The organism is Thermaerobacter subterraneus DSM 13965 (assembly GCF_000183545.2).
In the GTDB taxonomy this organism is placed as follows: domain Bacteria; phylum Bacillota; class Sulfobacillia; order Thermaerobacterales; family Thermaerobacteraceae; genus Thermaerobacter; species Thermaerobacter subterraneus.
On sequence record NZ_JH976535.1, the window covers coordinates 2,075,327 to 2,089,006 of the forward strand.

At 72.8% G+C, this 13,680-nt stretch carries 11 protein-coding genes; 2 read left to right on the plus strand and 9 right to left on the minus strand.

Annotation, left to right across the window (positions count from 1 at the left end; genetic code table 11):
- Positions 1-72: 72 nt before the first annotated feature.
- The gene (locus THESUDRAFT_RS08430) at positions 73-276 is read left to right on the plus strand and encodes a YHS domain-containing protein (RefSeq protein ID WP_006904356.1); all 204 of its coding nucleotides are present in this window, start codon (positions 73-75) and stop codon (positions 274-276) included.
- Between the two features lie 36 nt (positions 277-312).
- Here THESUDRAFT_RS08430 and THESUDRAFT_RS08435 read toward each other — a convergent pair whose 3' ends face one another.
- The 4 genes from THESUDRAFT_RS08435 to THESUDRAFT_RS08450 form a co-directional block, all read right to left on the minus strand.
- Positions 313-1,365: a cation diffusion facilitator family transporter gene (locus tag THESUDRAFT_RS08435; RefSeq protein ID WP_006904357.1), complete on the minus strand. Its 1,053-nt coding sequence runs from the start codon at positions 1,363-1,365 to the stop codon at positions 313-315.
- A 204-nt stretch (positions 1,366-1,569) separates the two neighbouring features.
- Entirely contained in the window at positions 1,570-2,382 is an 813-nt protein-coding gene (locus THESUDRAFT_RS08440; protein WP_006904358.1) for an ABC transporter ATP-binding protein, read from the minus strand.
- A gap of 99 nt (positions 2,383-2,481) precedes the next feature.
- Positions 2,482-3,516 (minus strand): ABC transporter permease, encoded by a 1,035-nt coding sequence (locus THESUDRAFT_RS08445; protein ID WP_006904359.1) that lies wholly within the window; start codon positions 3,514-3,516, stop codon positions 2,482-2,484.
- Positions 3,517-3,697: 181 nt separating this feature from the next.
- On the minus strand, positions 3,698-4,897 hold the full coding sequence (locus THESUDRAFT_RS08450) for an ABC transporter substrate-binding protein (RefSeq protein ID WP_006904360.1): 1,200 nt from the start codon (positions 4,895-4,897) through the stop codon (positions 3,698-3,700).
- Between the two features lie 504 nt (positions 4,898-5,401).
- Between THESUDRAFT_RS08450 and THESUDRAFT_RS08455 the strand changes: the two genes are divergently transcribed.
- Positions 5,402-5,926, plus strand: a complete 525-nt coding sequence (locus THESUDRAFT_RS08455; RefSeq protein WP_051009268.1) for a PaaI family thioesterase — start codon at positions 5,402-5,404, stop codon at positions 5,924-5,926.
- Between the two features lie 9 nt (positions 5,927-5,935).
- Here the strand turns inward: THESUDRAFT_RS08455 and menC are convergent, their stop codons facing one another.
- The 5 genes from menC to THESUDRAFT_RS08480 form a co-directional block, all read right to left on the minus strand.
- The gene (gene menC, locus THESUDRAFT_RS08460) at positions 5,936-7,243 is read right to left on the minus strand and encodes an o-succinylbenzoate synthase (protein WP_006904362.1); all 1,308 of its coding nucleotides are present in this window, start codon (positions 7,241-7,243) and stop codon (positions 5,936-5,938) included.
- Between the two features lie 143 nt (positions 7,244-7,386).
- Entirely contained in the window at positions 7,387-8,478 is a 1,092-nt protein-coding gene (locus THESUDRAFT_RS08465; protein WP_006904363.1) for a GNAT family N-acetyltransferase, read from the minus strand.
- Between the two features lie 102 nt (positions 8,479-8,580).
- Positions 8,581-9,360: an acyl-CoA thioesterase gene (locus THESUDRAFT_RS15190; RefSeq protein WP_341349088.1), complete on the minus strand. Its 780-nt coding sequence runs from the start codon at positions 9,358-9,360 to the stop codon at positions 8,581-8,583.
- A 216-nt stretch (positions 9,361-9,576) separates the two neighbouring features.
- Entirely contained in the window at positions 9,577-11,421 is a 1,845-nt protein-coding gene (locus THESUDRAFT_RS08475) for a long-chain-fatty-acid--CoA ligase (RefSeq protein ID WP_006904365.1), read from the minus strand.
- A gap of 103 nt (positions 11,422-11,524) precedes the next feature.
- The gene (locus THESUDRAFT_RS08480; protein WP_006904366.1) at positions 11,525-13,660 is read right to left on the minus strand and encodes a (Fe-S)-binding protein; all 2,136 of its coding nucleotides are present in this window, start codon (positions 13,658-13,660) and stop codon (positions 11,525-11,527) included.
- Positions 13,661-13,680 lie beyond the last annotated feature (20 nt).

Sequence of the window (13,680 nt, forward strand, 5' to 3'; positions counted from 1 at the left end):
ACATACACATGCAACGGGCCCGCGGGCACCGCCTGCGCGGCCTGCAGCCTGCACCGAGGAGGCGCATGGGACGTGGCCGTCGATCCCGTATGCGGCATGACCATCGACGAGTCGACCGCCGAGGAGATGGGTATCGAGACGGTGCAGTACCGCGGCACCACCTATTATTTCTGCTGCCCCTACTGCCGCAAGCAGTTCGAGCAGGACCCGGAAAGGTACATCAAGCAGGCACCGGGAACCCACCACGACGCCATCCACGGCGACGGGCCGGCCTGACCCGGCCTGAACCGGCCTGCTGCGGCGCCGGATCCCTCAGCCCCTCCGGCCGTCCCCCGGGTCTTCTCCCCTGCGGCCGGCAGGTCCCACCGGCGTCACCGGGCGGCCCGGCCTCCCGGCTTCCGGGGACGAACCGGCCGGCCCGGCCCTCGCGCCGGCCTCCGGGTCCGTCGCCCGGCGGCGGGCCGGACCCTTTCCCCGGTGGGGCTCTACGTGCACGTGGACGTGCGTCACGTCGGGATCCTGGCGCAGGACCTGTTCGACCCGGTCGGCCACGGCGTGGGATTCCTCCACCGTCAAGCCGGGGTCGACGGTAATGGTCACGTCGATGGCCGTGGCCTTGCCCAGGCGGCGCCCCCGGACGTCCCGGACCGTCTCCACGCCGGGCACGCGGGCCACACGCCGGCCTAGCCGCTGCACGCGCTCCGGCTCGAAGCCGTCCAGGAGCTCATGCGTCGCCTCGCTGGCCAGCCGCCAGGCCGTCCGCACCACCAGCAGCCCCACCACCACGCCCGCCACGGGATCGAGCCAGGTCCAGCCCCGGCCGGCTCCCCAGATGCCCACCACCGTGCCCAGGCTGACCAGCGCATCGGAGCTGTGGTCGCGGGCGGCTGCGCGCAGGGCGGGGCTGCCGGTGCGCCGGGCCAGGGCCCGGTTGTAGAAGTACACCGCGGCCATCACCGCTGCCGCAGCGAGGCCCACCCCGGCCGCATAGGGCTCCGGCGGCTCCAGGTTGGGCGCCAGGGCGGCCTGCAGGGCCGACAGGCCCACGTTCAGCCCCACCATGCCCATCACCGTGCCCACCACCAGCTGGGCGACGGTCTCCGCCCGGCCGTGGCCGTAGCGGTGCTCGGCGTCGGCCGGCCGCGCCGCGGCCCGGATGCCCCACAGGACGGCCAGCGATGCCAGCACGTCGGTCAGGTTGTTGAGCCCGTCGGCCAGCATGCCCCGCGACCCGGCCCGCCAGCCGACCCCGATCTTCACCGCACTCAACACGACGTAGCTGGCTGCGCTCAGCCAGGCCCCCTTCAAGCTGGCCCGGACGGCCTGGTCCTGCCCCTGGCGGTGAGCCCGCGCCTGCGCCGTCACCGGATTTCCTCCCCACAACAAGGTTGCCGTCGTGCAAATCCCTCGACACGCAGGGAGGGAGGCCCGCCACCCAGGGGTGCGGCCTCCCTCCCACAACGGTTCCAGTATAGCCTCCGCCACCGGTCCGGTGAACCCCGGGTGCTCCTGCCGCTCCCCAAGCGCCCGGGATCAGCGGGCGCTGCCGCGGCCGGGGGCCGGCATCCACTAGCGCCGCCCGGCCACCAGCCGGCGCTCGTCGCGCTCCCGCGCCGCCAGCACCTCGTCCCGCAGGGCCTCCCACACCCGCTGGTAGGTGGCCGCGTAGGCCGGGTGGCTGCGCAAGGTGTCCAGGTCCCGCTGGCGCGGGATGGCCACCGGCACCTGGGCCTTGATCCGCCCCGGCGAGGCGGTGAAGACCACGATGCGGTCGGCCAGGTGGATCGCCTCGTCGATGGAGTGGGTGACGTAGAGCACCGTCTTGCGGTTCGCCTCCCAGAGGCGGAGCAGCTCTTGGGCCAGCAGCAGCTTGTTCTGCTCGTCCAGGGCGGCGAAGGGTTCATCCATCAACAGGATCTCCGGGTCGACCGCAAAGGCCCGGGCCACGCTGACCCGCTGCTTCATGCCGCCGGAGAGCTGGTGGGGATAGGCGTCGGCGAAGGCTTCGAGGCCCACCAGCTTGAGGTAGTGGTCGACGATGCGTTCCCGCTCGGCCCGGGGCACCCGCCGCAGGGCCAGGCCGTAGCCGATGTTGCGCCGGACGGTCATCCAGGGGAACACCGACTGCTCCTGGAACACCATGGCCTGCAGAGGCCGGGAGGGATCGCTGCGCGCCACCTGGATCTCGCCCGCCGTGGGCCTCTCCAGGCCGGCCAGGATCCGCAGCAGCGTGGTCTTGCCGCAGCCCGACGGCCCCACCAGGCAGACGAACTCGCCCTCCTGCACCTCCAGGTCGACCCCGTCCAGCGCGGTCACCACCCGGCGGCGGGCGACGAACTCCTTGCGCAGGCCGCGGATCCGGATCTTCCACCGCTCGGACATCCTCATCCCCCCTGAAGCCGTCCCGTCACCCCGGCTTCCCCTCGCGGCAGGCCGCCGCCCCGCAACCTCCGTTCCGGCATCGCCGGCCCTGGGCCCCGCCTAGCGGGGGCGCCAGGGCAGCACCAGCCGCTCCAGTTCGTTCAGGGCCATGGTGAAGGCGTAACCGAAGAAGCTCATCAGCACCAGGCCGATGAACATGGCGGCCATGTCCCAGACCTGGTAGGAGTTCCAGATCAGGTAGCCCAGGCCGCTGCGGGCGCCGATCATCTCGGCGGCCACGATGAGCAGCAGCGAGACGCCCATGCCCAGCTTGAGGCCGGCGAAGATCATCGGCAGGGCGCCCGGCCAGGCCACGGTGCGGTAGAAGTCGAGGCGGGAGGCGCCGAAGTTGCGCGCCACGTCCACGTAGATCCGCTCGATGTTCACCACGCCGGCCACGGTGTTGACCAGCACCAGGGTGAAGCAGCCCAGGGCAATGGTCACCACCTTGAAGGCCTCGCCCACGCCGAAGATCATCAGCAGCAGCGGCAGCAGGGCGATCTTGGGGATCGGGTAGATGGCCGCCACGATGGGCTCCAGCACCGCCCGCACCAGGGGGAAGAGCCCCATGGTCAGGCCCAGGATCACCGCCGGGATGGCGCCGGCGGCAAAGCCCAGGATGACGCGCAGGAGGCTGATGCCCAGGTGCTGGGCCAGGGTCCCGTCGGCCACCATGGCGGCAAACCGCACGGCAATCCGGCTGGGCGGCGGGAAGAACCGGGGATCCAGCATGCCCGCCCGGACCATGAGCTCCCAGATGAGGAGCAGGGCGATGGGGCTGACCACGGAAAGCCACCGCTCGCGATCGAGCCAGGGGACGCGGCGCCCCGGAACCGCCCCGGCACCGCCGGCCCGGCCCCGCCGGGATCCCCTTCCGGGCAGGATCCCCGCCCGGCGCCGGCCGGCGCCGTTGGCGCCTGGAGCCAGGGCACCGGCTTCGGGCCGGCGGTCGTCCGGCCCGCCGGGCCCCCTTTCCGCGGTGGCCCCCGCGGGGACCACCGCCTGCCGGTCCTGCCGGCCCCCCGCGGCGGCCGGCGCTTCCAGCCCCGGCCGCCGCGCCCAGCCGTCGCCCTGCACCTGTCGCCGGTTCAGCATGGCATTCCCTCCTTGACCAGACTCCTGGCTACCCGCCTCCCGGCCCGCCCCGGAGGGACGGCGAACGGTGGCCGGGAAAGGGAGCGGTCGCCGGGCCGCGGGAGTGGGACCCGGACACCCCCCAGCCGCTTGCGACCGCCCCCAAGTTCACCGGCAGCCCCTCAGGGAGGCCCCGCCTTCCCTATTGACCCCCGTCGTACGGACCAAGGACCTGGACCGCATACTCCACCAGGGACTGGTCCACCACCTTGTTCAGGTCGATCTGCCCGGTGAAGTAGCCCCGCTCCCGGTACCAGTCCAGCTGGGCCTGCAGGCTTTCCACGTTCAGCCGCCCGTCGGGGTTCAGCCCCGGGACGTAGACCTTCTTCCACAGCTCCGGGTCCTTCAGGGCGGTGTACTTGGTCATGATGGGGATGATCTCGGCCATCTTGGCCTCATCCCGCTTGACGAAGGCGTCGTTGTAGTCCCGCAGCGCCTTGACGTACGCCAGCATGAAGCGCTGGGACAGTTCCTTGTCGGCGACGAACTTGGGGCTGGCCAGCACCTCGGCGATCTGGAAGCCGGGCGCGTAGTCCCGGGCCGCGTCGCCGAAGCGCTTGAGGATGCCCTGTTCCTCCGCCTGGGTGATCAGGGGCTCAATGTGCATCGCCACATCGACGGCCCCGTTGGCCAGGGCGGCGTTCATGTCGCCGAAGGACTTGATGATCACGTACTCCACGTCGTCCCGGGTCAGGCCCGCGTGCCGGAGGGCCAGATCGACGAACTGTTCGTCCAGCGACGCCTCGGCGGTGATGGCGATGCGCTTGCCCTTGAGGTCGGCGTAGTCCTTGATCTCGGCGGCCTTGCCGGCCGCCACCGTCAGGTTGAAGTAGGAACGCCCGGGGACGTTCTCGCCCTTGGTGGCGATGAGCCGCAGGTCAAGGCCGCTCTGGATGGCGTTCCAGAGGCCGACGCTCAGCACCCCGCCGGCCACCTGCACCTGGTCGGCCGCCAGGGCAGGCAGCATGTAGGCGCTGGACTCGAAGGTGACGAACTCGGGCTTGATGCAAAGGTCGCGGAAGTACCCCTTCTCGGTGGCGATGTAGAAGCCCGCCCCCGACGGGGCCCCATCCTCCGCGATCTTGACGGTGACCTCCTGGGGCAGCGGCGGGACGCCGGCCAGGCCGGGCCGCTGGCTGCAGTCGCCGGCGGCCGCCCCTCCGCCCCCGTCCCCGCCCCCGCTGCCGCCGGCCGCTCCACCGGCCGGTGAGCCGGACGGGGTCCCGCTGCCCGTGCCCCCACCGGCGCCGCAGGCGGCCAGCAGCAGAGCCGCTGCCAGCAGGGCTGCCAGGGCGGGAAGAACGTGGCCCCACCGCCTGCTATTCCAGATACTTCCTCCCATACTCGACCCCCCGCATGGATTGCCGCCGGCCGGCGTCAGGAAACCTGACGCACCGGCCGTGACGACTACCCCACGATATGCCGTGGCCATGGGCGGGTGTGCAGCAGCGGGCCCTTCCGTCACGGGCCCCAAGGACGGTGGGGGATCCGGAGGCAGGGGGACTCGCAGGCCACCTCCCTCAGCCTGGGCGGGGGCCTGCGGTGCCGCCCGCCCGGCCGGGCGGCGAGAGGCGGCAGGGAAGGCGGCGGCCCGGGGGGAAAAGCACCGGTGGCGGCCGTCAGGGCGCAGGCCGCAAGCTTCAGGGAATCCGGGCGGGATGGGGCGAGGCGGGGCGGCGGGAGGGACGCGGCCCCACCGGGACGCTCCCCCGCCGGGCCGTTCCACCCGTCGGGAAGCGTTGAACCTGCGAAAGGAAGCCAGCCTGCCCGATCCGCGGCCGGAGCCGGCGGGTCGAGGAACTTGCCCCGGCTGGGGGGACGGGAAGGAGCTGGAGCGACGGTGCCGATGGAGCCGGATGCAGGTCCCGCCCACCGCGGGCCGGCCGTGCAGGACCGCTACCCGGACGACTTCGCCTGGTGCTACGGCTGCGGCCGGCACAACCCTGCGGGCCTGCACCTGAAGACCTATCCCGACGGCGATGAAACCGTCACGGTGTTCGAACCCCGCCCGGAACACATGGCGGTGCCCGGGTTCGTCTACGGCGGGCTGATCGCCTCTTTGATCGACTGCCACAGCATGGCCACGGCCTCGCTGGCCCTCTATCGCCGGGACGGCCACCGGCTGGGCGATCCCGAGCCGGTGCCGCGCTGTGTCACCGCGTCGCTCAAGGTCGACTACCTGCGGCCAACGCCCCTGGGAGTTCCCCTGACGGTGCGCGGCCGGGTGGTGGAGCTGGGCCAGCGCAAGGCCGTGGTGGAGAGCGAGCTCTACGCCGGCGAGACCCTTTGCGCCCGGGGCCAGGTGGTGGCGGTGCTGGCCCCACCGGCCATGACCCCGGGCCCGGCCGGCGCGGAGCGCCGGCCGGGTTGAGCGGGTCGGTCAGGACGCGTGCCAGGAGCGGTGCCGGAGGGTGTACTTCTCGACCCGTTCCGGCACCACCCGGTACCCCAGGCCGGGCTCCTGGGGCACCTCCACCGTGCCGTCGGGCCCCACCCGGACCGCCGGGTCGATGACATCCTCGTGGTAGTACCGGTCGCTTCCCGACGTGTCGCCGGGCAGCGTGAAGCCGGGCAGGGTGGTCAGGGCGATGTTGTGGGCGCGGCCGACGCCGGTCTCCAGCATCCCCCCGCACCACACCGGGATGCCGTAGCGGCGGCAGAGGTCGTGGATCCGCCGGGCGTCGATCGGCCCTCCGACCCGGCCCTGCTTGATGTTGACGATCCGGCCGCTGCCCAGGGCCAGGGCCTCCCGGGCGCCGTGGACGTGCTTTACGGACTCGTCCAGGCACACCGGCGTGGCCAGCTGCCGCTGCAGGGCGGCGTGGTCCAGCAGGTCGTCCTCGTGCAGGGGCTGTTCGATCATCATCAGGCCGTAGTCGTCGAGGACCCGGAGCCGGCCGGCATCGGCCAGGGTGTAGGCGGCGTTGGCATCGACCATCAGGGGGATGCTGCCGAACCGCTGCCGCAAGGCCCGGACCGGTTCGACCTCATAGCCGGGCTTGATCTTGATCTTGATGCGCCGGTAGCCCTGCTCCAGGAACCGCTCCACCGTGGCCAGCAAGGCATCCAGGCTGGGCTGGATTCCCACGCTGACCCCCACGGGAATCCGCCGGCGGGCCGGGTAACCGCCGTACTCCTGCCACAGCGGCACGCCCCGGGCCCGGGAACGGGCGTCCAGCAGGGCCATCTCCACCCCGGCCTTGGCCATGGGATGGCCGCGCACCCACTCGCACGCGGCCCGCCACTGGCCGGGCGTCGCGAAGGTGCGGCCGGGCAGGGCGGGCAGGATGAACTCGGTGAGGACGTGCCAGGCCGTGCCCGTGGTCTCGTAGCTGTAGCCCGGGTCGGCGTCGGCCACCACCTCGCCCCAGCCCTCCACCACCCCCGCCTCCGGATGACGGGCCTCCAGCCGCACCAGCAGGCACTCCCGCCGGTCGACCCGGCCGTAGCTGGTCTCGAAGGGCGCCACCAGGGGCATACGCAACCAGAAGAGCTGGACGCCGGTGATGGTCAGCGGCACGGCCTCCACCTCCGGCTCGGCAGGCATGGGGGGAAAGTCCAGAACGCCCGGACCTTCTGATCCCGCCGCCGGTGCCACCGCATCCCGCTGCGCGGCAGTCGCCGCGGCCCCGGCTTCCGCTGCCGCCTCCTGCCACTCGCCCCGTTCCACCCTGTCCCGCTGCTCCACGGCGGTTCCTCCTCTCTCCGGCGCCGGCCCGGAGCCCGGTCCTGCCGGGTCCGGGATCCTTCCCGCCGGCCCCTGCCCCCTGGCGAAAGGTCCCAGGGCCGCGCCGGTCGCATGGATTGGGCGTTGCGGAAGAAAAAGGCGGGTCAGGGGGAGGCCCGCCGCGCCAGCACGTACGTCACGATGGCCCCACCGGGCCCGGGCAGGCACCGGTCCAGCAGGTAACCCGCCCCCAGCGCCGCCTCCAGCACGTGGCGCAGGTGGAACCGCCACTCCAGGCCCCACTGGGGCCGGTTCTGCCGCCACTCGGCGAAGCGGGCCGGGATCAGCACGGCCACCTCGGGTTCACCACCGGGCGCCTGCCAGTCCAGAGGCACGGGGAGCCCCCCATCGTCCCGCACCCGGTTGAGCACGGGCCGCTCCGCCGGTCCCGGCGCTGGCGGTACCGGGTCGGGCCGCAGCTGCGGGCGGTGCCGAGGGCGATCTCCCGGTGCCCGGGAACCCTCGGGAGCGGAGCCTGGGGCGTCCCCGGCGGCCGCCGTCTCCGCGCCGGCCCCCGGGCCTGGTGCGCCGGCCGGGACCGCCAGGCCCGACCGCCCCGAGTCCCCCGGGCCCTCGCCGGCCCCGGCCCGCCGGGCCACCCGGCGGCTGGTCAGGTACCACTCGATGACCACCCGGTCGGCCGGCAAGCCGCGGTTCAGCTCGTCGTCCAGCACCCCGTAGAACTCCCGCACGTAGCGGCGCGCCACGCCGCCCAGGCGGGTCAGGTTGAGATAGCCGTTGCGGGCCTGCAGGGGGTCGTAGGTCCAGGTGATCAGGTGTAGCCCCTGTCGAAGCGCCCACTCCCGCTGGGCCAGCTTGAGCCGGCGGCCGATGCCCCGGTCCCGCAGCTCGGGCCGCACGGCCAGCAAGTCCGAATGGAAGACCGGCTCCCGCCGGCCCGGCTCGCCCGGAACGGGCGGCGGCCCGTCCGGCGGCCCGGCCGCCGCGGCAGCGCCGCCAGCCGGTTCCTCCAGGCCGGGAGGCACGGGCTGCCGCTGGCGCCACCCCGGGAAGCCGAAGCAGAAGCCGGCCAGCTCGCCGTCCAGCCAGGCCCCCAGGACGGACCCGCCCACTTCCAGCACCGCCCGCATGGTGGCCGACGGCACCAGGGGCGGCCCGCCCCACACCGCCTGCTGCAGGGCTTCGGCCTGGGCCAGCTCGGCATGCCGCTCCAGGGGCCGGATGACCAGTTGCAAGGCTCTCCCCCCTTCTCCGCTGACCGCTTCTCCCGTGACCGGGAATTCCGCCGGCGCCGGGCGGCCGGCCCTGGGCCGGTCCCCGGAGCGGGCCCGGGACGGCTACGGGGTCGCGCCCCCGGCCGGATCCGGGCCCGGTGCCGCCCCGGCGGGCAGGCCGCCGGACGGTGCCCCGCCCGCCGGGAATCCGCCGGCTGACGGGTCGGGCCGGATCCCGCCGGCCGGCACGGTGCCGGCCGGCCCCTCTCCGGCCGCCTCCGGCAGGCCGGTTCCCGCCCGGCCTGCCCGGGCCAGGCGCTCCTGCCGGCGGAGCCGAGCCTCCGCCTGCAGGCGCTGCTCGTCGGGCGTCTCGGCGATGACGGCGGGCACGGGGGCCGGGCGGCCGCTGTCGTCCAGGGCCACGAAGGTGAAGAAGGCCGTGGCCGTGTGCCGCCGCTGGCCGGTGCGCAGGTTCTCGCTGTAGACGTTCACCCGCACTTCCATGGAGGTGCGGCCGGCGTCCGTCACCTGGGCCTCCAGCAGGATCGCCTCGCCCACGCGGATGGGGTGCAGGAAGTCGATGCGGTCGACCGAGGCGGTGACGCAGATCCGCCGCGAGTGGCGCGCCGCCGCCAGCGCCCCGGCGATGTCCATGAGGTGCATGACCTTCCCGCCCAGGATGTTGCCGAGGGGGTTCGCATCGTTGGGCAGGACCAGTTCGGTCATTTCCACCCGGGATTCCCGGGCGGGCCGCGCCGGTGGCACGGGGCCCGTATCGGGGGCCGCCGGGGGGTTCTCGGCGGCGGGCTCCGGCCGGCCGGGCTCCCCGGACGGGCGCGCCCCCGGCAGGCCGGCATCCCGGGCCGGGCCCGTTTCGGGATCCTGCGGCTGCTGGCCGTTCATGGGCTCACCCCGCTGCGCGGGAGGGGCCGGTCGGCCGGCCCCTCCCCCACGGTCCTGGCTCTCGTTGCCCATGATACCACGGCCCTGCCGCGATCCCACGACCTGCCCCGGTCCCGGCCGCCGGCGGGCGGCAGCCATCTGCTTCGCGCCCCGGGCGACGCCCAGCGCGCCCCGCCCGGCCGCCGGGGAGCCTCCCTGTCCCCGCCGGGCTCGGCCCTAGCGGGGCTGCGGGTCGCCGGGTTCCTCCCCGTCCCCCGCCACCCCGGCCTGCGGCCCGGCCGGTCCTTCCCCGGACGGGGTCGCCTGCTCGCCCGCCGCCGGTGCCCGCTTCCGCTCCTCCTCGGCCAGGACCCGGCGGAGGACCTTGCCGATGAGGCTCTTGGGCAGCTCGCTGCGGAACTCCACGGCCCGCGGCACCTTGTACTTGGCCAGCCGCTGGCGGCAGAACTCGATGATCTCCTGCTCCGTGGCCGTCTCCCCCGGCTTGAGGACCACGTAGGCCTTGACCATCTCGCCCCGGTAGGGATCGGGCACGCCGGCCACGGCGGCCTCCAGCACCTTGGGGTGCTGGTAGAGGACCTCCTCCACCTCGCGGGGGTAGACGTTGTAGCCGCCGGTGATGATCATCTCCTTCTTCCGGTCCACGATCCGGAAGAAGCCGTCCTCGTCCATGGTGGCGATGTCGCCGGTGTAGAGCCAGCCGTCTCGGAGAGTACGCTCGGTCTCGTCGGGCCGGTTCCAGTAGCCCTTCATCACCTGGGGGCCGCGGATGACGAGCTCGCCCACCTCGCCCGGCCCCAGCACCCGGGTGCCGGTCTCGATGTCCACGATGCGGGCCTCGGTGTCGGGCAGGGGAATGCCGATGGTGCCGTTGCGCTTGCCGGGGCCCGTGGGGTTGACGTGGGTGACCGGCGAGGCCTCCGTCAGCCCGTAGCCCTCCACCAGCGAGCCGCCGGAGAGCCGCTCGAACTGCTCCTGGACCTCCAGCGGCAGGGGGGCGGCGCCGCTGACGCACGACTCGATGGACGAGAAGTCATACCGGCGCAAGTCGGGGTGGTTCAGGATGGCCACGTACATGGTCGGCACGCCGGGGAACATGGTGGGCCGGTAGCGGGCGATGGCCTTCAGCACCTCGCCCGCGTTGAAGCGGGGCAGCAGGATCATGGTGCCCTGGATGGCGATGGCCAGGTTCATCACGGTGGTCATGCCGTAGACGTGGAAGAAGGGGATGACCCCCATGATGCGGTGGCGGGGCCCGTCGTCCACCTTGCCCTGCAGCACCCACTCCGCCGTCTGCAGGGCGTTGGCCAGCAGGTTCCGGTGGGTGAGCATGGCGGCCTTGGGCCGCCCCGTGGTACCGCCGGTGTACTGCAGCAGCGCCACCTGATCAGGCTCCACGGGCACCGGCACCGGGGGCGCTCCGCCGCCGGCCTCCCCACCCTCGCCCAGCACGTCCTGGAACCAGAGGACGTCGTCGTTTTCGCGGATCTCCGGCCAGGTGCCATCGCGCCGGGCCTTCAGCGGGTAGAGCAGGCGGAGCAGGGCCGGCATGTACTCGTTGACCCGGGTCAGGATCACCGTCTCCAGGCGGGTCCGCGGCCGGACCTGGCGCACCGTGGGATAGGTCATGTCCAGCGCCACCAGCACCCGGCAGCTCGAGTCGTTGAGCTGGAACTCCAGCTCCGGCGCGGTGTAGAGCGGGTTGTGGTTGACCACCACGCCGCCCGCCTTGAGGACGCCGTAGTAGGCGATGACGAACTGGGGGCAGTTGGGCAGCATGATGGCCACCCGGTCGCCGGGCCGGACTCCCCGCCGCACCAGGGCCCGGGCGAAGCGGTCGGCGGCGTGGTTGAGCTGGGCGTAGGTCAGGGTCCGGTTGAAGAAGATCACGGCCGGGTGTTCGGGCCGTTCCCGCGCCGCCTTGTCCAGCAAGCCGTAGAGCGGCATCGAGGGATAATCCAGGCGATGCCGCACCCCCTCGGGGTAGAAACGCAGCCAGGGGAACTCCCCCGCCTGGGCTTGTCCCGCCGGGGTCCCCGTTCCCGCCAGGGATTCCGCCACGGTACTCCCCTCCCTGGCCCCCAGCCTCTCCGCTTCTCCTGGCCGGGGGCGTTGCACGCACCGGCAGAGCGACCGGCCGGGCCGCCGTCCGGACCGGCCAAGGCTAATCGCCCGCCGCCTGCCGGGCCTCTCCTCCTGCGGCGGCACCGGCGGGACCGGCCAGGGCCTCGTCCACCAGCTCGACAAAGTCCCGCACGCGCACGCCGCGTTCTTCCGCACCGGCCACGGCCTTGACGCCGGTCTCCATCATCGCCAGGCAGAAGGGGCAGCCGGTGACCACCACATCCGCTCCGGTGCCCACGGCCTCTTCCGCCCGGTTGCGGTTGATCTTGCCGCCGGACTTGTCCTCGTACCACATGTGGGCGCCGCCCGCCCCGCAGCAGAAGCTGCGCTCCCGCGACCGCCCCATCTCCAGCCGCCGGGTCCCCAGGCCGTCCAGCACCTGGCGGGGCGCGTCGTAGACGTCGTTGTAGCGGCCCAGGTAGCAGGGGTCGTGGTAGGTGACCTGCAGCGAGCGGTGCAGCTCGCGGGCCAGCTCCAGCTTGCCCTCCTCCATCAGCTTGAACACCAGCTCGCTGTGGTGGATCACCTCGTAGTGGCCGCCGAAGCGCTTGTACTCGTGCTTGAGCTGCTGGAGGCAGTGGGGGCAGTGGGTGACGATGCGCTTGACCTTGTAGCCGTTCAGGGTCTCCACGTTGGCCTGGGCCAGCATCTCGTAGTGGTACTCGTTGCCGCTGCGCCGGGCGGGGTCGCCGGTGCACTGCTCCTCGGGCCCCAGCACGGCGAACTTGATGCCGGCCCGGTCCATCACCCGGGCCAGGGCCCGGGCCACCTTCTGCACCCGCTCGTCGAAGGCGCCGGCGCAGCCGACCCAGTAGAGGTACTCGATGTCCTCGGGGTCGTCCAGCTCCGCCATGGTCTTGACCGGCAGGTCCTTGTACCAGTCGGTGCGATCGGCGGTGGCGCCCCGGTAGGGGTGCTGGCGCGTCTCCAGGCTCTCCATGGCGCTGGCCAGGGTCTCGGGCATCTCCGCCTTCTCCATGGCCAGGTAACGGCGCATGTCAAGGATGGTGGGCACGTGCTCGATGAAGACCGGGCACGCCTGCTCGCAGGCGCGGCAGGTGGTGCAGGCCCACAGGGTCTCTTCCTTGATCACGCCGCCCGCCAGGATGGGCAGGTGCTCGACGATGCTGTCATAGGTCTCCTGGTCGCCGGCCAGCTGGGCCGCCTTGGCCCGCAGCAAATCGTCCCGGTAGGCCCGCACGTGATCGCGCAGGTCCAGGATCACCCGCTTGGGCGACAGGGGCTTGCCCTCGGCGAAGGCGGGGCAGGCCGCCTCGCAGCGGCCGCATTCGGTGCAGGCGTCCAGGTCCAGCAGCTGCTTCCAGGTCAGGTCCAGCGCCGTCCGGGCCCCCAGGCTGGCCGTCTCGTCCTCCAGGTCCATGGGCTTGGGCTCGCCCTTGGCGTCCAGGTTGCTGAAGAAGATGTTCAGCGGCCCCGTCACCAGGTGGAAGGCCTTGCTGTACGGAAGCGCAGCCAGCCAGGCGTGCCAGGTCAGCATGTGCAGCAGCCAGGTCCCGGCATGGACCGCCCGCAGGGCGCCCTCCGCCGGCAGCACGGCCGCCAGGGCCAGGCCCGTCAGGTAGCCGAAGGGCGACCAGAGGGCCCAGGGATCGGCCGTCACCACCAGCCGGATCCCCTCCAGGACGAACCCGGTCACCATGATGACCAGAAGCCCCAGGAGCAGCAGGAAGTCGGCCCGCTTGCCCTTCTCCAGCTGGCCCGGCCGCATCACGTACCGCCGCCAGAAGAACACCGCCAGGCCCACCGTGGCCAGGGCGCCGAACACGTCCAGGGTCAGGCTGTGGAAGTACAGGTAGAACCGGCCCCGCAGGATGGGGATGCCCAGGTCGTGGTGGATCATCACCACCAGGGTGCCGATGAACAGCACGATGAAGGCGAAGAACAGCAGCGCGTGGGCGATGCCCGGCAGCCGCTCCTTGAGCAGCCGCCCCTGGCCCAGCCCGTGGATCAGGACGCGGCGCAGGCGCTGCCCGGGGCGATCCCACCGCACCTCGGGCCTGCCCGCCATCCAGGTGCGCACCCGCTGCCAGGCACCATAGGCCATCACCGCCAGGGCCACGGTCATGCTGATGTACATGATCCACACGAAGCTGTGGGGAACGTTCCACTGGACCTGGCGGGTCGCCTCGGCGACGGCAGGCATCGCCTCCGGCATGCTCCTTCCCCCCTCGCTCC

What these genes read in the sequence shown, in the direction of transcription:
- THESUDRAFT_RS15190 (WP_341349088.1), bottom strand. Translation starts at nt 9,360, where the DNA reads ATGAACGGCCAGCAGCCGCAGGATCCCGAAACGGGCCCGGCCCGGGAT.
- THESUDRAFT_RS08450 (WP_006904360.1), bottom strand. Translation starts at nt 4,897, where the DNA reads ATGGGAGGAAGTATCTGGAATAGCAGGCGGTGGGGCCACGTTCTTCCC.
- THESUDRAFT_RS08445 (WP_006904359.1), bottom strand. Translation starts at nt 3,516, where the DNA reads ATGCTGAACCGGCGACAGGTGCAGGGCGACGGCTGGGCGCGGCGGCCG.
- THESUDRAFT_RS08455 (WP_051009268.1), top strand. Translation starts at nt 5,402, where the DNA reads ATGGAGCCGGATGCAGGTCCCGCCCACCGCGGGCCGGCCGTGCAGGAC.
- THESUDRAFT_RS08440 (WP_006904358.1), bottom strand. Translation starts at nt 2,382, where the DNA reads ATGTCCGAGCGGTGGAAGATCCGGATCCGCGGCCTGCGCAAGGAGTTC.
- THESUDRAFT_RS08480 (WP_006904366.1), bottom strand. Translation starts at nt 13,660, where the DNA reads ATGCCGGAGGCGATGCCTGCCGTCGCCGAGGCGACCCGCCAGGTCCAG.